Source organism: Pseudomonas extremorientalis (assembly GCF_001870465.1).
In the GTDB taxonomy this organism is placed as follows: Bacteria; Pseudomonadota; Gammaproteobacteria; order Pseudomonadales; family Pseudomonadaceae; genus Aquipseudomonas; species Aquipseudomonas extremorientalis.
In genome coordinates, this window is sequence record NZ_MDGK01000063.1 from 170,112 (window position 1) to 189,114 (window position 19,003).

At 60.2% G+C, this 19,003-nt stretch carries 14 protein-coding genes; 4 read left to right on the top strand and 10 right to left on the bottom strand.

Going from position 1 to position 19,003, the window contains the following annotated elements; all coding sequences use genetic code 11:
- Nucleotides 1-103: 103 nt before the first annotated feature.
- Both BFN10_RS27755 and hutC read right to left on the bottom strand, forming a co-directional pair.
- Nucleotides 104-664, bottom strand: a complete 561-nt coding sequence (locus BFN10_RS27755) for a HutD/Ves family protein (protein WP_071492410.1) — start codon at nucleotides 662-664, stop codon at nucleotides 104-106.
- A complete protein-coding gene (gene hutC, locus BFN10_RS27760) occupies nucleotides 661-1,371 on the bottom strand; it encodes a histidine utilization repressor (protein ID WP_173668614.1) in 711 nt (236 codons plus the stop codon). The genes BFN10_RS27755 and hutC overlap by 4 nt, the downstream gene beginning before the upstream one ends.
- A gap of 146 nt (nucleotides 1,372-1,517) precedes the next feature.
- Here hutC and BFN10_RS27765 point away from each other — a divergent pair, with 146 nt between their 5' ends.
- A complete protein-coding gene (locus tag BFN10_RS27765) occupies nucleotides 1,518-2,882 on the top strand; it encodes a formimidoylglutamate deiminase (protein WP_071492411.1) in 1,365 nt (454 codons plus the stop codon).
- A 114-nt stretch (nucleotides 2,883-2,996) separates the two neighbouring features.
- Here the strand turns inward: BFN10_RS27765 and BFN10_RS27770 are convergent, their stop codons facing one another.
- The 6 genes from BFN10_RS27770 to BFN10_RS27795 all read right to left on the bottom strand — a co-directional run bounded on the left by BFN10_RS27770 (nucleotide 2,997) and on the right by BFN10_RS27795 (nucleotide 12,172).
- Entirely contained in the window at nucleotides 2,997-3,566 is a 570-nt protein-coding gene (locus BFN10_RS27770) for a lipocalin family protein (RefSeq protein WP_058423714.1), read from the bottom strand.
- A gap of 30 nt (nucleotides 3,567-3,596) precedes the next feature.
- Nucleotides 3,597-3,851 carry a lipoprotein gene (locus BFN10_RS27775; protein WP_033897714.1) on the bottom strand — a complete coding sequence of 85 codons (255 nt, stop codon included), beginning with the start codon at nucleotides 3,849-3,851 and terminating at the stop codon, nucleotides 3,597-3,599.
- A gap of 176 nt (nucleotides 3,852-4,027) precedes the next feature.
- On the bottom strand, nucleotides 4,028-5,038 hold the full coding sequence (locus BFN10_RS27780; RefSeq protein WP_003187818.1) for a class 1 fructose-bisphosphatase: 1,011 nt from the start codon (nucleotides 5,036-5,038) through the stop codon (nucleotides 4,028-4,030).
- Nucleotides 5,039-5,147: 109 nt separating this feature from the next.
- Nucleotides 5,148-6,503, bottom strand: a complete 1,356-nt coding sequence (locus BFN10_RS27785; RefSeq protein WP_071492537.1) for a DUF3999 domain-containing protein — start codon at nucleotides 6,501-6,503, stop codon at nucleotides 5,148-5,150.
- On the bottom strand, nucleotides 6,503-9,562 hold the full coding sequence (locus BFN10_RS27790) for a DUF2339 domain-containing protein (RefSeq protein WP_071492412.1): 3,060 nt from the start codon (nucleotides 9,560-9,562) through the stop codon (nucleotides 6,503-6,505). The genes BFN10_RS27785 and BFN10_RS27790 overlap by 1 nt, the downstream gene beginning before the upstream one ends.
- Before the next feature lie 159 nt (nucleotides 9,563-9,721).
- Complete coding sequence (locus BFN10_RS27795) at nucleotides 9,722-12,172, bottom strand: glycogen/starch/alpha-glucan phosphorylase (protein WP_071492413.1); 2,451 nt, start codon at nucleotides 12,170-12,172, stop codon at nucleotides 9,722-9,724.
- Nucleotides 12,173-12,400: 228 nt separating this feature from the next.
- Between BFN10_RS27795 and BFN10_RS27800 the strand changes: the two genes are divergently transcribed.
- The gene (locus BFN10_RS27800; protein ID WP_071492414.1) at nucleotides 12,401-12,835 is read left to right on the top strand and encodes a YkgJ family cysteine cluster protein; all 435 of its coding nucleotides are present in this window, start codon (nucleotides 12,401-12,403) and stop codon (nucleotides 12,833-12,835) included.
- A gap of 193 nt (nucleotides 12,836-13,028) precedes the next feature.
- Here BFN10_RS27800 and typA read toward each other — a convergent pair whose 3' ends face one another.
- Both typA and thiI read right to left on the bottom strand, forming a co-directional pair.
- On the bottom strand, nucleotides 13,029-14,849 hold the full coding sequence (gene typA / locus BFN10_RS27805; RefSeq protein WP_058423717.1) for a translational GTPase TypA: 1,821 nt from the start codon (nucleotides 14,847-14,849) through the stop codon (nucleotides 13,029-13,031).
- Nucleotides 14,850-14,988: 139 nt separating this feature from the next.
- Nucleotides 14,989-16,443, bottom strand: a complete 1,455-nt coding sequence (gene thiI / locus BFN10_RS27810) for a tRNA uracil 4-sulfurtransferase ThiI (RefSeq protein WP_071492415.1) — start codon at nucleotides 16,441-16,443, stop codon at nucleotides 14,989-14,991.
- Between the two features lie 334 nt (nucleotides 16,444-16,777).
- Between thiI and glnA the strand changes: the two genes are divergently transcribed.
- Together glnA and BFN10_RS27820 are read left to right on the top strand one after the other, a co-directional pair.
- Entirely contained in the window at nucleotides 16,778-18,184 is a 1,407-nt protein-coding gene (glnA, locus tag BFN10_RS27815; protein ID WP_017529544.1) for a glutamate--ammonia ligase, read from the top strand.
- Nucleotides 18,185-18,374: 190 nt separating this feature from the next.
- A complete protein-coding gene (locus BFN10_RS27820) occupies nucleotides 18,375-18,914 on the top strand; it encodes a chorismate mutase (RefSeq protein WP_071492416.1) in 540 nt (179 codons plus the stop codon).
- Nucleotides 18,915-19,003: the final 89 nt, after the last annotated feature.

Genomic DNA, 19,003 nt, shown 5'->3' on the forward strand with positions numbered 1-19,003 from the left:
CCACGCTGGGGCATTCGGTAACAAAGTGGTGCGCGCCCAGGAAACAGCTATCAAGAACAGCGGGAAACAAATGTGGGAGGGGACAAGCCCCCTCCCACTTTTTTTAACCGCGTCGGGTCAGTTCGATAATGCAACTGCGGCCGCTGACGGTAAGGTCCAGCAGGCCGGTGTTACCGTCGATTTGCAGGCAGTCGTGATGGCCAAGCTTGTGGTCCAGCACCTTCACTTCATCAGCAACGCTGAACACCAGCACGGTCTGCGCAGTACTGAAGAACCGCTGCACACCGTCACCCCATTGCAGCCTCGCGTGGTAACGCTGTGGCGAGTAGATCAGATTGAAGTCGCGGATCGGCCCGGTGATCAACCGGCATGCCACCTGGCTGTCACCCTTGAACGCAAAGGGTTGCAGCGGTAACAACCCGCGTTGTTCTTCGCCATCCACGGTCAGCACCATGCCGGCGCCCTGGATCACGGTGATGACACGCTGGTAACCGGCAAAGGTGGAAAAGCCGCCCGATTCGGCGATATCCGCAATCGACAGGCGCCAGCCAAAGCCATCCAGGCCTGCGCCGGCGTCGCGGGTGATTTCTTCGGTGCTGCCACCGCCGTTTTTCCACGGCATGCGTACGTACTCAGCGGCGCGCCAGACTTTTACGCTACTCATTTGCTGAAACGTCCTTCGAGGCTGTGACGGGAACCGGGGTGGATCAAACGCGCAGCAGTCACCGGCTGGCGCCCCGACCAGGTGCGTCGGCGGATCAACAGGCACGGCTCACTGGGCTCGATCTGCAGCAGTTTGCATTCGGCCGCATCGGCGAGGATGGCTTCGACCACATGCTCGCCTTCGGTCAGTGGCGCCACTTGGTTCAGGTAGGCGTAAGGCGTTTGCTGGGTGAAATCCTGCTGCAGGTATTCCGGCGCGACCAGGGCATTGACGAAGCGGTCTTCGATTTGCACGGGAATATCGTTTTCGAAGTGCACGATCAATGAATGGAACACCCGCCCGCCTTCACGCATCTCCAAGGCAACGGCGCGCTCGGAACCGGCGGCCTCTTCACCCAGGGTGATGACCTGGCAGGTATGCCGGTGACCGCGGGAGGCGATCTCATCGGCGATGTTGTGCACCTCGAACAGCGCCGACTGGCTCTTGGGTTCGGCGACAAACGTGCCGACGCCTTGCATGCGCACCAGCAACCCTTCGGCGGTGAGTTCGCGCAGGGCGCGGTTGATGGTCATGCGGCTGAAACCCAGCTGGCTGACCAACTCGCTCTCCGATGGCACGCGGTAATGGGGCGGCCAGTTGCCGTTGAGGATCTGCTGGCTGATCATCTGTTTGACGCGGGCATACAAGGGCGCCGGACTTTCGTCCATGTGGGCAGCCAGCGAAGAGTTGGCGGGCGGAGTCGGCACGGGGAATCCTTGCAGGGGAAAAGATGCATAGATTGCCGGAGTTTACCGAGCAGGCAAACGTCTGTATATGTATATACAAATAAACACACGACCGGGGTGCCTTGATCATGTCCGCTTTCTTCGCCGAACGCGCGCTGCTGCCTGATGGATGGGCCAATGATGTACGTCTTGAAGTCAGCGCCGATGGCCTGCTGACCAACGTTGGGGCCAATGCCAGCGCAGAGGGGGCCGAACGGCTGAGAGGGCCGGTCTTGGCGGGTATGCCGAACTTGCATTCTCACGCATTCCAGCGTGCCATGGCCGGCTTGGCCGAGGTGGCCGGCAACCCGAATGACAGTTTCTGGACCTGGCGTGACCTGATGTACCGCATGGTCGGCAAGATCGACCCGGACCAACTCCAGGTCATCGCGCGCCAGCTGTATATCGAGATGCTCAAGGCCGGCTATACCTCGGTGGCCGAGTTTCACTACGTGCACCATGACGTCAGCGGCCAGCCCTATGCCGATCGCACACAATTGTCGCGGCAGATCAGCCAGGCGGCGGCCAGCAGCGGGATTGGCCTGACGTTGTTGCCGGTGCTCTACACCCACTCTGGGTTTGGCGGCCAGGCGCCCAATGAAGGCCAGCGGCGCTTTATCAACAGCACTGAAAATTATCTGGAGCTGCAAGCGCGTCTGCAGCCAATTCTGGCCGCGCAACCCGCACAGCAACTGGGCCTGTGTTTTCACTCGCTACGCGCCGTTACACCGCAACAAATCAACGAAGTGCTGGCTGCCAGCGACAAGGCGTGCCCGGTGCATATCCACATTGCCGAGCAGCAGAAGGAAGTCGATGACTGCCTGGCCTGGAGCGGCAAACGCCCGCTGCAATGGCTGTATGACAATGTCGACGTCGATGAACGCTGGTGCCTGGTGCACGCCACCCATGCCGACGCCGATGAGGTGATGCGCATGGCCAAGAGCCGGGCGATTGCCGGTTTGTGCCTGACCACCGAGGCCAACCTGGGTGATGGGATTTTCCCGGCGGTGGACTTTCTCGCCCAGGGCGGACGCCTGGGCATCGGCTCCGACAGCCATGTGTCACTGAGCGTGGTGGAAGAATTGCGCTGGCTGGAATACGGCCAGCGCCTGCGTGATCAACGGCGTAACCGCTTGTATCGCAGTGACCAGCCGATGGTTGGGCGCACGCTGTTCGATGCCGCGCTGGACGGTGGTGCCCAGGCGCTGGGGCAGCCAATTGGCCGATTGGAAGTGGGCAAGCGTGCGGATTGGATTGTGCTGGATGGTAATGATCCGTACCTGGCCACGGCGACCGAGGACGGGATTCTGAATCGCTGGTTGTTTGCCGGCGGTGATCGGCAGGTGCGGGATGTGCTGGTGAATGGAAAGTGGGTGGTGCGTGATGGGCGACATGCCGGCGAGGAAGACAGTAGCCTCGCATTCACGCAGGTTCTAAGGGACTTACTCGGTTAAAACGTGTGGGAGGGGGCTTGCCCCCGATTGCAGAGTGTCAGCCAGCAAATCAGATACTGACACACCGCTATCGGGGGCAAGCCCCCTCCCACATTGGATTGAGGAGTTCTCAGATTATTGCGAAGTCTTCGCCATCTGCTTGTCCGACGTACGCCAGATCAACCGTGTGGTGTCATACCCCTGCTGTCGCGCCCTGCTCAGCAGGTCTTCGCGGGTGTCCGCATTGACCGTTGGCGTGCGCGACAGGATCCACATGTAGCGCCGGCTCGGGCTGCCGACAATGGCGGTCTTGTAGTCATCGCTGACATACAGCACCCAGTAATCGCCCTTGGCGACGCCCGGCAGCAGCGAGGTGAACCAGTTGTTGAATTCCACCCAGAGCTTGTCGGTCTTGCCCGGCACTTGCGGGGTGGCGGTACCCTTGGCTTCCTCCCACTTCCATTCAGTCGTCAGGCAGCGGTTGAACACCGACATGTCGCCGTCCGGCAACAGGGTGTAGCGGGCTTCGGACTGCGCACAGTTGCGCTGGAAGTACATCGGCAATCGGGCCAACTCATACCAGGTGCCCTGGTAACGCTTGAGGTTGACGTTGCTCGCTGTCTTGGGTTGCAGATCATCGCCAGAATGGCTGGCACAGCCCGCCAAAAACAGGCTGGCACAAAGGAACAAAACAAAACGCATCATTCTTCTTCTCCCGCAGGCTTGCGCCCCGGTTTACTTCAGGCCTTGCCCGGAAAACATCAGAACCTTGTCACCGGCATATTGAACGCTGATAAAGCTGTTTTTATCGCCCCAGGTGCAACTGGACATGCCCAGTGCGCCGGAACAATCGGTCGGCTTGCCCAGCAACGACTCCACCTCAGCCTTGGCCATGCCAGCCGACAATTTTTGATAGTTTTCTTGGTTGACCTTGCTGCAAGCGGCCAACAGCACGCAAAAAGCCAGCAAAGCGAGACGGCGTAACGACATGGAAACACTCCTGGAGGGACGAAGCAGCGTGGGTATCTGCCAGAAGCTTAGAAGGGAAAAGAGGTGTCTGGTTCCCGATGAGCGAAAACAAAAAAGCCCCGAAAACGCTGAAACGTTTCGGGGCTTCTTCAACGGTGAACCGGCTCACAACAACACCAGTCACTTGTCGCCGCAGCTTACTTCTTGTGGTAAGCCGTCACACGCTCGACTTCTTCCTTCGACCCCAGGAACACCGCCACACGCTGGTGCAGGCCTTCCGGCTGAATGTCGAGGATGCGCTGATGGCCGTCGGTGGACGCGCCGCCCGCCTGTTCAACCAGGAACGACATCGGGTTGGCTTCGTACATCAGGCGCAGTTTGCCCGGCTTGGACGGCTCGCGGCTGTCGCGTGGGTACATGAACAGGCCACCACGGGTCAGGATGCGGTGCACGTCGGCGACCATCGCGGCCACCCAGCGCATGTTGAAGTTTTTCTTCAACGGGCCTTCCTCACCTTCCATCAACTCGTTGACGTAGCGCTTCACCGGCTCTTCCCAGTGGCGCTGGTTGGACATGTTGATCGCAAATTCCTGGGTCGACGCAGGAATGGAGATGTCTTCGTGGGTCAGTACGAAGCTACCCATTTCACGGTCCAGGGTGAAGCCCTTGACGCCATCACCCAGGGTCAGCACCAGCATGGTCTGCGGGCCGTAGATCGCGTAGCCGGCAGCGACCTGCTCGGTGCCTGGCTGCAGGAAGGCTTTTTCGTTCAGCGCTTCGTTCTGGCTCAGGTATTCATTCGGGCAACGCAGTACCGAGAAGATGGTGCCGACCGGTGCGTTGATATCGATGTTGGACGAACCGTCCAGTGGGTCGAATACCAGCAGGTACGCGCCTTTCGGGTATTTGCCGGGGATCTGGTAGGCATTGTCCATTTCTTCGGACGCCATGCCGGCCAGGTGACCGCCCCATTCGTTGGCTTCGAGCAGGATTTCGTTGGACAGGACGTCGAGCTTCTTCTGCACTTCGCCCTGCACGTTTTCAGTGCCCATGCTGCCCAGGACACCACCCAGTGCGCCTTTGGACACGGCGTGGCTGATTTCCTTGCAAGCACGCGCCACCACTTCGATAAGGAAGCGCAGATCGGCAGGCGTGTTGTTGCTGCGGGTCTGCTCGATCAAATAGCGACTCAAGGTAACGCGGGACATGTAAGGCTCCGGAGAATGGGGGGCTTGAAAACCCGCGCAGTTTAACGCGAGTCGGGGCGTATTTCCTCCTATCAGAGGATTTAAACCCAATAGAGTTCATGGACTTTATTTAACGTGCCGCCGGCGGCTTGCGCAGCAAACTGTAGGCCATGGCGCCCAGTGCCGCCACGCCGAGCAGCAGTACGGCCCAGAGCCCGAGCTTTTTCCAGTTCGTCCCGGGATCGGCAGCGGCTACCATCGCAACCGGTGTGACCGCGACTTCCCCGGCGACCTTGGCCTGCCCCAGCGTCTTGAAGCGCTCGGGTTTGTAGTCCGGGATCAAGGTCGAGAGCGGCAAGCTCGCGGCCTTGGCCGACGCATTGCCCAGCGCCAGCGTAAACGGTGGCTCACCCCGCGCCAGGAACACCAACTGCGTGGCGCGCACTGCAAAGCGCAGCGCGGGCGCCTCGACGCCCAGGCCGCCACCGCGCTCATCTACCTGCAATTTGAGCTCGGCCACCGTTTGCCCCGGCAATTGCAGTTCGTCCTGCACCACGTCCTGGCCATTCTGGGTCAGGCGATACAACAGACCATTGCTCAACGGCTGCCATGCCTGCTTGCTGTCCCTTCGACCGGATAACGTCACGGGCGCCAGCGTGTTGGGTTGCTTCAACTCGACGCGCAAGCGTTCGATGCTCACCCCTGCCGGCAACTGCCAACTGTATTCCCCGGCGCCAAGCCGCGTACCCGTGAACGGCTGCGACCACACCAACGGCAGCGGCACGCTGCTGCGGGTAGCGCTCACCAGTTTGGCCGAGGTCAGCAACGGCGCCGCCTGGCCCTGCCAGACCAGACGCAGGTAGCGCGCCGATTGCCCGGGCAAGTTCACGTCATGTTGCTCGACCCGTTCGTCGGCAAACGACAAGCGCGCCACCTGCCCATCGCCCCAGGCGTCCCAGTGCTGCAAGTCATCACTGGCCTCGATGCTGAAACGCTGGAAGCCCTCTTGCTCGCGGCTCCAGTCCAGGGTCAATTGCTGCAAGGGCGCCTTGATCGCGCTGGCGTCCAACACCCAGCCGCGCAGTACTTGCTTGCCGGGTTTGGGTGCAGTGGATGGGGTGATTTCCACCAAGGTGCCTGTGGTAGAGGCCTTCATCACCACGTCGGGCAACGCTGTTTGAGTGTCGGCGGCGTACAGCGGGAACCACTTCACGTCAGTGACGTTGCGACTCTCGGAGCGTTGCGCGGACTGGCGCGACAGCGCATAGGCCTGGGGTTCACCGGCGGCGTTGAACACTCGCACATCGCTGAGATCGGCCTGGCGTGCATTCAGTTGAACCGCCAACGGCAGGTCCAGGCGATACCAGGGGCCAGTGCCGCTCACGGCGAGCGGCACCTGGGTGGCGAAATCAGCCGGCCGCTCTTGAGCAAACGCCACCGAGCACAGCATCCATATCGTTAACCCACTCAGACTCAGCTTGCCTATCAAGAAGACGCTCCCTCAGTTTCAATACGTTTGGGCGGCAGCGGTGCAAAATAGCCCACCACCAGCAACAACCCGCCCACGCCGATAAACGACACGATCCGCGCCAGGCCGCCGCGGTTACTCAATTCGACGAAGAACAGCTTGGCCACCACCACCGCAATCAGTGCCGCGCCGATCAGCCACACTTCACGACGATGGCGCAGGTGGCCGCCGATCATCAGGCCGAGGGCGATCAGGGTCCAGACAATCGACAGGCCGGCCTGTACCAGCATCGACTCCAGCAAGGCATACCATTGAAACGGCACGTCGCCCCAATGGTGGGCCGTGCGCATCACCAGCGCGGTAAAGAAGGCGAACAGCGAAAGCCCCGCGACACCTTGGGCGATCGACTCGACACGCGGCCCCCGCTGCGGCGCGGCGCTGCGCGACCACAGGTAAATGCCCAGCAACGCGAACAGCAGGCCCAGGTCCAGCGGATTGAGCATGGGCAGATAGGGCAGCGGCTTGGCAGTGCCGTCACTGAAGATGTTCGCCAGCCAGAACCAACCGAGCAACAGCACCGCCAGCGGCAATGCGGCGAGCACGCGGTATTCCCTTGGGTACGCGGAAACAGGCCACGGCCAGCTGCGCGGCGCGGCGGCCAGCACCAGGTACAGGCTTGGCAGGATCGCCCAGCCCAGCCAGCGCCAGGCGTTGTATTCGCTCGAGAGCATCAGCAAGCCGTAGCGCAGTTCCAGTGCCAGTACGCCGATCAGCATCCAGCAGCCCAGTACATGAGCCGCGCTTAAGACCTTTCCAGGCACCAGTGCCGCCAAACGTCGCAGCGAGATGAAATGCACCCCGAACACCGCCAGCCAGGCCAGCCAGCCGAACTGCGCGGCTGGGTGGTAATACTCGGTCCATGCGTCCCACAACACCAGGCCCGCCGCAGGCATCAGCAACGTGCTGGGGAGACCCAACGCCACCCAGCGCAAACGCAGCGCCAGTAACGTCCAGATCACCCCGCTCAGCGCAGCCGCCAGCAGCAACAGTGCAGCGTGCAAAGGTACAGGCGCCAAGCGCCACACTTCAATGATTACCGCCAGCGCCCACCACGCCACACCCCAGGCCAGCAGAGCTGAGGACAAACGGCCACGGGGCAAGCGCCAGGCGCCGGGCATTGCCGCCAAGGCAATGATCATCGGCGTCCAGGCATTGCTCACGGGGTCGAGGGCAAACAGCGCGCCCGAAAGGACTTGCACAGCAATGCCACAGCGCACTACCACCGGCGAGCCGATACGCTGGCCCACCCATAGGGTCGCAAGGCCCGCAACTGCCCAACTGACGATGCTGCCTTGGGTTGAAAACAACAGCGGCGCCAGCAGGTAGGCGCAACCCAGGCCGAGTATGGCGAGCCCTGGAGCGCCGAGACGCTCCCAACGCCGGCTCTGCTCCGGCGCGGCTTTGTGTAGTTGGTAAAAACTGAACAACAGTGCGGCGCCCAGCAACAACGCCCCTAATGGAGGGCCCAGCAGCAAGGTGTCCTGGCCATCGCGCAGTTCGCTGAGGAAGGCGAGCAACGAACCCAGTTGCAACAGCAAGGCGAACGCCCGCGCCACGGGGCGATGCTGGCGTAGGCCGAGCCAGAAGATCCCGGCGCCTTCGACAGCCCACGCCGCAGCGGTCCAGCGTGCATCGAGGCCCAAGGGAATGGCCAGGCTGGCGAAGATCACCCCCAGGGCCAGACAGGTTTCCGTCAGGAGCCCGGCGCGCCCACCACTGAATACACGGGCCAAGACCATGTAAATAATGCCCAGGCCCAGCGCACTGAACGCAGCGGCGAACTCAAGGTGTTGCACCAGCGCGAACTGCAAGCCAAAGCCCACCAGCGGCGGGCCGAACAACAAGGTGCCGTCGACATAGTCGCCCTTGCGCAATTGCGTACCCAGGTTGTCGCCCTCGCCCATCTCCAGCAACTTGCGCCAGGCATACAACAGGCCGATTGCCAGGTACATCGCGAAAAACAGGAGCAGGAACGGCTCGGTGCTCCACAACAGCTCCGGCGTGTAGGAACGCATACCCCAGGCAAAACCGATCCCGAAGGTGCCCACAAAGCCGATCACATTCAGCAGGCGCCAGGCCTTGAACCAGGCAATCGCGAGAATGCCGGCATTGAGCAATGCAAAGTAACTGAACAACGCCACATGGCTTCCGGCGCCGGTCGATACCAGGATCGGTGCCGCAAAACCGCCCAAAGCCGCCGCACAGGCGAGGCCGAGGGCATCCTGGGTGATCGCCAGGATCGCTGAAAATACCGTGACGGCGACCAGCAACCCCATTGCCGCGCCGGGATCGATCAGCAGATGCACACGCATCGCCGCAAACACCGTGAGGTACAACACCGCAATGCCCGCGCCCTGCAGCATCAACCCGTAGTTGCTGTTGCGCAGCCGCAGCCACCAGCCCAGGCCCAGCAGGCCCACCGCAGCCGCAGCCACACCGGCATAACGCAGCTCGATCGGCACCACCATGCCTTCGGTGGCGTAGCGCAGCAGGAACGCGAGGCCGAGAAAGAGCAGCACCACCCCGACGCGCAGCACCGTGTTGCCGCCAAACAGCCAATTGCGTGCACCGTTGAGGGCACGCTCGATAAGGTTGGGGCCACGCGGGATGGCAGGTTCTTTAGGGGACGACGACGCAGCCGGTGCCCACACATCATCCGGCAGCGGCTGGCTCGCTTCGGCGACCATGGTCACAGGTGTCAGCTCGGCAGGCAGCTCCCAGACCAGCTCAGGCGTTTGGGCGACGGGGGTGGGTTCTGCAACGGCGGGCTCGACAAACACGCTGCTGGTTGCAGGCGCAGGCACTTCCAGTTGCCGCAGGCGCTCACCCAGCGCTATCAGCGACTTCTGCGTGGTTTCCAACTGACGCGCCTGTTGGTCCACCTGGGAGGACAGCTTCGCCAGGCGGATCGCCTGGCCAATGCCCAGCCCCAACAGCGCACCGATGCCCGCATCGCTGAACGACTCATCGAGCGTCAAGCCGAGCACCAGGCCAATCAGCATGAAAATCCATTGCATGGTCGATATTCCCTAGGCAAACCGACGCCCAGTATATCGAGGCAGAACCAATGTGGGAGGGAGCTTGCGCCCGATAGCGGTGCACCAGTCGACATATCTGCAAACTGACAGGCTGCTATCGGGGGCAAGCCCCCTCCCACATTTTTGGATCAGCGATGTTTAGTCGAGGGCTTTCCAGATCTCGGTCGCGTACTCCCTGATCGTCCGGTCCGAGCTGAACCAGCCCATGCGCGCCGTATTCAGCACCGCCGAACGCCACCACGCCTTGGAATCATGCCAATGCGCCTCGACCCGCGCCTGGGCGTCCCAGTACGAATCGAAGTCGGCGCACACCAGGAATCGATCGTAGTCGATCAACCCATCGATCAACCCCACGTAGCGGCCCGGATCATCCGGCGAGAACACCCCGCCGCGGATCGCTTGCAGCACATCGTTCAACCGATGGGAGGCGGCGATGTCCGGCCCGGCGTTGAACTCCCCGGCGTGTTTGCGGGCTTCCACTTGCTGCGCGCTGAGGCCAAAGATAAACATGTGCTCGGCCCCCACGCGCTCATGCATTTCAACGTTGGCGCCGTCCATGGTGCCGATGGTCAGCGCACCATTGAGGCCGAACTTCATGTTGCTGGTGCCCGAGGCTTCGAAGCCGGCGGTAGAGATCTGCTCCGACAAGTCCGCCGCCGGAATGATGCTTTCCGCCAGGCTGACGTTGTAGTTAGGCAGGAACACCACCTTGAGCAGGCCGCGCACGGTCGGGTCGTTGTTGACGGTGCGCGCGATGTCGTTGGTCAGCTTGATGATTAACTTGGCCTGGTGGTAACTGGCCGCCGCCTTGCCCGCGAAGATCTTCACGCGCGGCACCCAGTCGGTGCCCGGTTCGGCACGGATCGCCTGATACAGCGCCACGGTGTGCAGCAGGTTGAGCAGTTGGCGCTTGTACTCGTGGATACGCTTGACCTGCACGTCGAACATCGCCGCCGGGTTCACTGCAATGCCCAGGCGCTCGTGGATGATGTCGGCCAGTGCACGCTTACTGTGTAAACGTTGCTCGGCAAACGTCTTGCGGAATGTCTGTTTCTCGGCAAAGGGTTCAAGTTCCAGCAGTCGCTCTTCGGGCTTGTCGAGAATGTCCGGACCGAGCGCCTCCACCAGCATGGACGTGAGCTTGGGGTTGGCCTGGTACAACCAGCGACGGAAGGTAATGCCGTTGGTTTTGTTGTTGATGCGCTCCGGGTACAGCTTGTGCAGTTCGGAGAACACAGTGCTGCGCATCAGTTGTGTGTGCAGGCCGGACACGCCGTTGACGCTGTGGGAACCGAGGAATGCCAGGTTGCCCATGCGCACACGGCGGCCGTTATCTTCTTCGATCAGTGAGACGGCGCGCAGCACATCGAAATCGTGGATGCCTTTGGCGCGCAGCGAATCGATGTGCTGGGCGTTGATCAGGTAGATGATCTGCATGTGCCGGGGCAGCATGCGTTCCATCAGGCCCACAGGCCAGGTTTCCAAGGCTTCGGGCAACAGCGTGTGGTTGGTGTAGGAAAGGGTTTCAACGGTGACGTCCCAAGCTGCTTCCCACGGAATATCGTGCAAATCCACCAACTGCCGCATCAACTCGGCCACGGCAATGGACGGGTGCGTGTCGTTGAGCTGGATCGCCGCGTGTTCGCCCAGGCTCAGCACCGAGCCGTGCATGTTCTTGTGACGGCGTAGCAGGTCCTGCAATGAAGCGGAGACAAAGAAGTATTCCTGACGCAGGCGCAGTTCCTGCCCCGCTTCGGTGCTGTCGGCTGGGTAAAGTACGCGGGAGATGCTTTCAGCCCGGGCCACTTCGGCGACAGCGCCCAAGTGGTCACCGGCGTTGAAGCGCTCCAGGTGCAAGTCTTCCACCGCACGGGCACGCCACAGGCGCAGGGTGTTGACGCTGGCGCCACGCCAGCCGACGACCGGAGTGTCGTAGGCCACGGCCCGGACGGTTTCGTTGGGCGACCACACCTGAATCATCTTGCCGGAGGCATCCGCCAAGGTTTCGACGCTGCCGCCAAAGCCGATCGGGTAAATCACTTCGGCCCGCTCGAACTCCCACGGGTTGCCGAAATCCAGCCAACGCTCGGTCTGCTCCTGCTGCCAGCCATCGACAATCGCCTGGCGGAATAAGCCGTGCTCATAACGAATGCCATAACCATGGCCGGCAATGCCCAGGGTCGACATGCTTTCCATGAAGCACGCCGCCAGGCGGCCCAAGCCACCGTTGCCGAGCGCCGCGTCAGGCTCCAGCAGGCGGATACGCTCCAGGTCGACGCCCAGCTCGGACAACGCTTCGCGCGCAATCTCCAGCACGCCAAGGTTGCTCAGGCTGTCGTAGAGCAGGCGGCCGATGAGGAATTCCAGGGAAAGGTAATAAACGCGTTTCTGGCCTTTGCGGTAGATACGCCGCGTATGGTCCATCCAGTGGTCGACCATCTGGTCGCGGGCGGCCAGGGCAATGGCTTCGAACCAGTCGTGGTCGAAGGCGTGATCCGGGTCCTTGCCCACCGCGTAGGTGAGTTTGGTCAAGACGGCATCGCGGAATGCGGCTACCTCTGCTTCTCGTGCAAGTGGTTCCTGAGACATCAATTGCGACCTCGGGCGAGATAGAAGGAGTTGCTAGAGCCTAGACGGTCTGACAGGCGGTAGACGCGCTGGTTCGGCAGTTTTTTAACGCATTCACCGTTGTGTGAATTAGATGCAGGGGTCGTGCCCGATCTGCCTTTGAGCTGAAACCCAGAAAATATTGTTCAAAAAATCACCAATCCCGGTATGATCGCGCGCCCGGACACAGCCCCACCTTTTGGAACCCTGATGAAGCCTCAATTGATCGCCGCCGCGGAACTCGACCGTCTTGAAACGTGGCAGAAATATTCCGCGCATATGTGCGGTGGTTGCGTGTCCAGCTGCTGCACGCTGCCGGTCGAAGTGAAGATCAAGGACCTGATCCGCATTGGCATCGTCGATGAATTCGAGCGTGGCGACCCGCCGAAGAACATCGCCAAGCGCTTGCAGAAGGAAGGCATCGTCGAGCGCTTCAATTCCAAATCCGAGATTTTTACCCTGCAGCGCATGAGCAACAACGATTGCCTGTACCTGGATCGTAAGACGCGCTTCTGCACTATTTATGACAAGCGCCCGGATACCTGCCGCAACCACCCGAAGATCGGGCCGCGTCCGGGATATTGCGCGTACAAGCCGAAGGAAGTGGCGCGCGAGACCACGTTCAAGACCCTCGACAAGTTCTGATCAGGGTTTTGCGGGGCTTTCAAGGGCCCTATCGGGGGCAAGCCCCCTCCCACACTTGAAAGTGTTCACAGTTCAAAATGTGGGAGGGGGCTTGCCCCCGATAGGGTCGGCACAGTCACCACAAAACCTGCAGGCATAAAAAAACGCCCCCGGCCTTTCGACCGGGGGCGTTTTTCATTCAGCCTGAGTTAACTCAGTTCTTGGCTTTCTTGGCAGCGCGGGTACGCTCGCCTTCGTCCAGGATCTTCTTACGCAGGCGGATCGACTTAGGCGTGACTTCACACAGCTCGTCGTCCTGGATGAATTCCAGGGCCTGTTCCAGGGTGAAGCGAACAGGTGGAACCAGGGCGATGGTTTCGTCTTTACCCGAAGCACGCATGTTGTCGAGCTTCTTGCCTTTGGTTGGGTTGACGCCCATGTCGTTGTCACGGCTGTTCAGACCAACGATCTGACCGTTGTAGATCTCTTGACCGTGCTCAACGAACAGCTTGCCACGCGCCTGGAGGGTTTCCAGGGAGTAGGTCAGTGCCTTGCCGGTTTCTACCGAGACCAGAACACCGTTCTGACGGCCGGACATGTCGCCGGACTTCATGGTGTCGTAGCGATCGAAGATCGAGGTCAGGATGCCAGCACCGTTGGTCAGGGTCAGGAACTGGTTACGGAAACCGATCAGACCGCGAGCAGGGATGTTGTATTCCAGACGCACACGGCCTTTGCCATCCGGCACCATGTTGGTCAGGTCGCCTTTACGCAGGCCCATCTCTTCCATGACCTTGCCCTGGGATTCTTCAGGGGTGTCGATGGTGACGTTTTCGAACGGTTCCTGCTTCACGCCGTCAACTTGACGGATGATCACTTCAGGACGACCAACGCCCATTTCGAAGCCTTCGCGACGCATGGTTTCGATCAGTACCGAGAGGTGCAGCTCACCACGGCCGGAAACCTTGAACTTGTCAGCCGAGTCGCCTTCTTCAACGCGCAGGGCAACGTTGTACAGCAGCTCTTTGTCCAGACGCTCCTTGATGTTACGGGAGGTCACGAACTTGCCTTCTTTACCGCAGAAAGGCGAGTCGTTTACCTGGAAGGTCATGGAAACGGTTGGCTCGTCAACGGTCAGAGGCTTCATCGCTTCTACCGCGTCCGGGTGGCACAGGGTATCGGAGATGAACAGCGAGTCCATACCGCTGATGCACACGATGTCGCCAGCTGCAGCTTCTTCAACGTCGATGCGGTGCAGGCCGTGGTGGCCCATCAGCTTCAGGATACGACCGTTGCGCTTCTTGCCGTCGGCGCCGATAGCGACAACCGGGGTGTTCGGCTTGACGCGACCACGGGCGATACGGCCAACGCCGATAACACCCAGGAAGCTGTTGTAGTCCAGTGCCGAGATCTGCATCTGGAACGGACCGTCACGGTCAACAGCCGGCGCAGGTACGTTGTCGACGATCGACTGGTACAGCGGGGTCATGTCTTCAGCCATGTCGGTGTGGTCCAGACCGGCAATACCGTTCAGGGCCGAGGCGTAGACGACTTTGAAGTCCAGCTGTTCTTCGGTGGCACCCAGGTTGTCGAACAGGTCGAAGATCTGGTCCAGAACCCAGTCCGGACGCGCGCCTGGACGGTCAACCTTGTTGATGCACACGATCGGACGCAAGCCGGCTTCGAAGGCCTTCTTAGTCACGAAACGGGTTTGCGGCATAGGGCCGTCTTGAGCGTCAACCAGCAGCAGAACGGAGTCCACCATCGACATTACGCGTTCTACTTCACCGCCGAAGTCGGCGTGGCCCGGGGTGTCCACGATGTTGATGTGGTAGCCGTTCCAGTTGATGGCGGTGTTTTTCGCCAGGATGGTAATACCGCGCTCTTTTTCCTGGTCGTTGGAGTCCATCACGCGCTCGTCGTTGAGCTCGTTGCGCTCCAGGGTGCCGGACTGACGCAGGAGTTTGTCTACCAGGGTGGTTTTACCATGGTCAACGTGAGCAATGATGGCGATGTTACGTAGATTTTCGATCACTTGTGTATCTCGATCAGAGGATTCGGTGTGCTGACAGGTCGTGGCAGCGATTAACAGTAGAGTCAGGCCTTGCCGTTACAGCTTGACGGCAGAGTCGGGGGGCCGGTGACGCAGGCCACAGGCAAACAGCCCCGGGCTCTTAGCTCGGTCGATAAACGCGCACATTGGCATGCCCCTCACTGAGCAAATGGTGGGCATGCAGGCGACTCATCACGCCTTTGTCGCAATACAGCAGGTACTGACGGCTGTTATCCAGTTCCTTGAAACGCGCGTTCAATGCATAGAACGGCAGCGTTTGTACGTCGATGCCGGCGATTTCCAGCGGCTCATCCTCAGCGGCATCCGGGTGACGGATGTCGATGACGATCTGGCCGGCCAGGGCTTCGCTGACTTCTTCGATCTTGATGTCCTGGCCCAGCTCGTCGATGACACGATCGATCGGGACCAGTTTGGCGTTCTCGAGCGCACGCTCCAGAATCGCCATGTCGAATTCTTTCTCTTCATGCTCCACGCGGTGACGCTTGGCGTGGGTCTTGGGGTTCACCGAGATGACCCCGCAGTACTCGGGCATGTGCTTGGCAAAATCGGCGGTGCCGATCTGCTCTGCCAGGTCGATGATGTCCTGCTTGTGGCTGGCGATCAGTGGGCGCAGTACCAGCTTCTCGGTAACACAATCGATGATCGACAGGTTCGGCAGCGTCTGGCTCGATACCTGGGAGATCGCTTCACCGGTGACCAGCGCGTCGATCTGCAACTGGTCGGCGATCCGCGAGGCCGCGCGCAACATCATACGCTTCAATACCACGCCCATATGACTGTTATCGACTTTGCCGAGAATTTCGCCCAGCACTTCCTCGAACGGTACGCTCACAAATAGCACGCGTTGGGAGCTGCCGTACTTCTTCCAGATAAAGTGCGCAACTTCCATCACGCCCAATTCGTGTGCACGCCCGCCCAAGTTAAAGAAGCAGAAATGGCTCATGAGGCCGCGACGCATGATCTGGTAGGCCGCCACCGTGGAATCGAAACCGCCGGACATCAGTACCAGGGTCTGTTCCAGAGCGCCCAGCGGGTAGCCGCCGATGCTGTTGTGCTGGCTGTGGATCACAAACAACCGTTGGTCGCGAATTTCCATGCGCACTTCAATTTGCGGTGCTTTCAGGGAAATTCCGGCAGCGCCGCACTCGCGACGCAGCTTGCTGCCGACATATTTCTCGACATCCATGGAGCTGAAGCTGTGCTTGCCGGCACGCTTGCAGCGCACCGAAAAGATCTTGCCGGTAAGCGAGTCGCCGTAGTGCTGTTTGCACTTCTCGGTGATGTCGTCGAAGTCGCCCAGCGGGTACTCATCCACCTGCAGGAAGTGCGCGATGCCCGGCATGCAGCTCAGGCGCTCGGTCATGTCCTTCAAGGCTTTGGGCTCGGTGACACGGGTTTCCAGCTCGAGATTGTCCCACACGCCGTTCACCACCACAGCCGGGTCCAGATCGCGGAGCACGGCACGGATGTTCTTGGCCAACTGACGGATGAAACGCGTCCGTACCGGTCGGCTTTTGATGGTGATCTCGGGGAAGACTTTAACGATTAATTTCATGGAAACAGCGCGCGCCGGGCCTGCTGAAAAAGGGGGGCGCGGATTATAGCGGAAATCGCTCAAGGTTTAACCAGTTAATATGCACAGCAGGCGCAACGCACTAAATAGGTGCGCTTGCGCGCCTTTGCGCTACATTGAGGTGCGCTATTTTCGGGCTTTTGTCGTAATGCACCGTTATAGGGGCGTTTTTGGAACAGAAAACCCATGTTGGCGCACTGGCATGCAATTTGCTCTCTTGTGAGGCAGGTTGCCATGGCGGAGTATCCGCGCCGGCATCACCCACATTCTAAGGGCTAACTCCACTACCCCAGCCCGAAGCCACCCGGAGGACACTATGTCGAAGTCGGTTCAACTCATCAAAGATCATGACGTTAAATGGATTGATCTGCGCTTCACGGACACCAAAGGCACTCAGCACCACGTGACCATGCCGGCTCGCGACGCGCTGGATGATGCTTTCTTCGAAGAAGGCAAAATGTTCGACGGTTCCTCCATCGCTGGCTGGAAAGGCATCGAAGCTTCCGACATGATCCTGATGCCGGACGACAGCACTGCCGTTCTCGACCCGTTCACCGAAGACCCAACCCTGATCATCGTCTGTGACGTGATCGAGCCTTCGACCATGCAAGGCTACGACCGCGACCCACGTGCGATCGCCAAGCGTGCCGAGGAATACCTGAAGTCCACCGGTATTGGCGATACCGTATTCGTAGGCCCGGAGCCAGAATTCTTCATCTTTGATTCGGTCAAGTTCAAGTCCGACATTTCCGGCTCCATGTTCAAGATCTTCTCCGAACAAGGCTCCTGGATGTCCGACCAGGACGTGGAAGGCGGCAACAAAGGCCACCGCCCAGGCGTCAAGGGAGGCTACTTCCCGGTTCCGCCATTCGACCACGACCACGAAATCCGTACCTCCATGTGCAACGCCATGGAAGAAATGGGCCTGGTCATCGAAGTGCACCACCACGAAGTGGCCACTGCCGGCCAGAACGAAATCGGTGTGAAGTTCAACACCCTGGTCGCCAAGGCTGACGAAGTACAGACCCTGAAGTACTGCGTACACAACGTGGCTGATGCCTACGGCCGTACCGCGACCTTCATGCCTAAGCCACTGTACGGCGATAACGGTTCGGGTATGCACGTTCACCTGTCCATCGCCAAAGAAGGCAAGAACACCTTCGCTGGCGAAGGTTACGCCGGCCTGTCCGACACTGCCCTGTACTTCATCGGCGGTATCATCAAGCACGGTAAGGCCCTGAACGGCTTCACCAACCCGTCAACCAACTCCTACAAGCGTCTGGTCCCAGGTTTCGAAGCTCCGGTAATGCTGGCCTACTCCGCTCGCAACCGTTCCGCCTCGATCCGTATTCCTTACGTGTCCAGCCCACGTGCTCGCCGTATCGAAGCGCGCTTCCCGGATCCGGCAGCCAACCCATACCTGGCCTTCGCGGCGCTGGTCATGGCCGGTCTGGACGGTATCCAGAACAAGATCCACCCTGGCGACGCCGCCGACAAAAACTTGTACGACCTGCCGCCTGAAGAGGCCAAAGAGATCCCACAAGTGTGTGGCAGCCTGAAAGAAGCCCTGGAAGAGCTGGACAAGGGCCGTGCGTTCCTGACCAAAGGTGGCGTATTCAGCGACGACTTCATCGATGCCTACATCGAGCTGAAAAGCGAAGAAGAAATCAAGGTTCGCACCTTCGTACACCCACTGGAATACGAGCTGTACTACAGCTGCTGATCCGGTAGCGCTGCTTAACGTGGCGTGACGAAAAAGACCTCCCTCGGGAGGTCTTTTTTTTGCCTGGGGTTTAGCTGGCCGGCGGATTCTCGCGTAACTATAAGGTAGCCTCTGACTGACGCTGCTGTAGACCTGCAAACCCAATCAAAAAGGTGGGAAGGGGCTTGCCCCTCCCACAAGGAGATCTTCATTGAAACATAGACTTGTGTTCGCCCTGTTGTTCGCAAGTGCCAGTGCCAGTGCCGCGCCGCCCTCCCTGGAGCCGCTGCTCAACAGCATCGCCGAACGCCTGGAGATCGCCGACCAGGTCGCCCTGAGCAAATGGGACAGCAAAAAGCCGGTAGAAGATAAAAAGCGCGAACAAGAGGTGATCGCCAGCGTCGTCGCCCAGGCACCAAGCTACAAGCTGGCCCCGACCGCCGCCGAGCAGTTCTTTTCGGCGCAGATCGAGGCGAACAAGCTGGTGCAGTACACCCACCTCTCCGACTGGCAGTTCCAGGGCAAGGCACCCGACGACCCGCGTCCGGACCTGGTGAAGCAAATCCGCCCGCAGTTGGACGAGTTGCAAAAGCGTCTGTTGCAGCAACTTGCCGACTTCACCCCGCAGCGCACTGACCCGCAGTGTCCGCAGTGGTTGGCCGAGGCCGTGCATGAGCCGCTGAACGATCCGTTGCGTCAACTGGCAATGATCCGCGCCACCGCCGAGTTGTGTATCACCCCCGCCTCTTGATTTTTGCCTTTCTGAACACACCCCAGCAAATCGCACTATATTGGTGCGATAGGCTGCACCCTTCCCACTTGCCCAGCCCATTTTGGTTC

Bases quoted from the DNA above. Each gene is read 5' to 3' on its own strand.
- BFN10_RS27755 (WP_071492410.1), bottom strand. From the start codon at position 664: ATGAGTAGCGTAAAAGTCTGGCGCGCCGCTGAGTACGTACGCATGCCG.
- hutC (WP_173668614.1), bottom strand. From the start codon at position 1,371: ATGGACGAAAGTCCGGCGCCCTTGTATGCCCGCGTCAAACAGATGATC.
- BFN10_RS27765 (WP_071492411.1), top strand. From the start codon at position 1,518: ATGTCCGCTTTCTTCGCCGAACGCGCGCTGCTGCCTGATGGATGGGCC.
- BFN10_RS27770 (WP_058423714.1), bottom strand. From the start codon at position 3,566: ATGATGCGTTTTGTTTTGTTCCTTTGTGCCAGCCTGTTTTTGGCGGGC.
- BFN10_RS27775 (WP_033897714.1), bottom strand. From the start codon at position 3,851: ATGTCGTTACGCCGTCTCGCTTTGCTGGCTTTTTGCGTGCTGTTGGCC.
- BFN10_RS27780 (WP_003187818.1), bottom strand. From the start codon at position 5,038: ATGTCCCGCGTTACCTTGAGTCGCTATTTGATCGAGCAGACCCGCAGC.
- BFN10_RS27790 (WP_071492412.1), bottom strand. From the start codon at position 9,562: ATGCAATGGATTTTCATGCTGATTGGCCTGGTGCTCGGCTTGACGCTC.
- BFN10_RS27795 (WP_071492413.1), bottom strand. From the start codon at position 12,172: ATGTCTCAGGAACCACTTGCACGAGAAGCAGAGGTAGCCGCATTCCGC.
- BFN10_RS27800 (WP_071492414.1), top strand. From the start codon at position 12,401: ATGAAGCCTCAATTGATCGCCGCCGCGGAACTCGACCGTCTTGAAACG.
- thiI (WP_071492415.1), bottom strand. From the start codon at position 16,443: ATGAAATTAATCGTTAAAGTCTTCCCCGAGATCACCATCAAAAGCCGA.
- glnA (WP_017529544.1), top strand. From the start codon at position 16,778: ATGTCGAAGTCGGTTCAACTCATCAAAGATCATGACGTTAAATGGATT.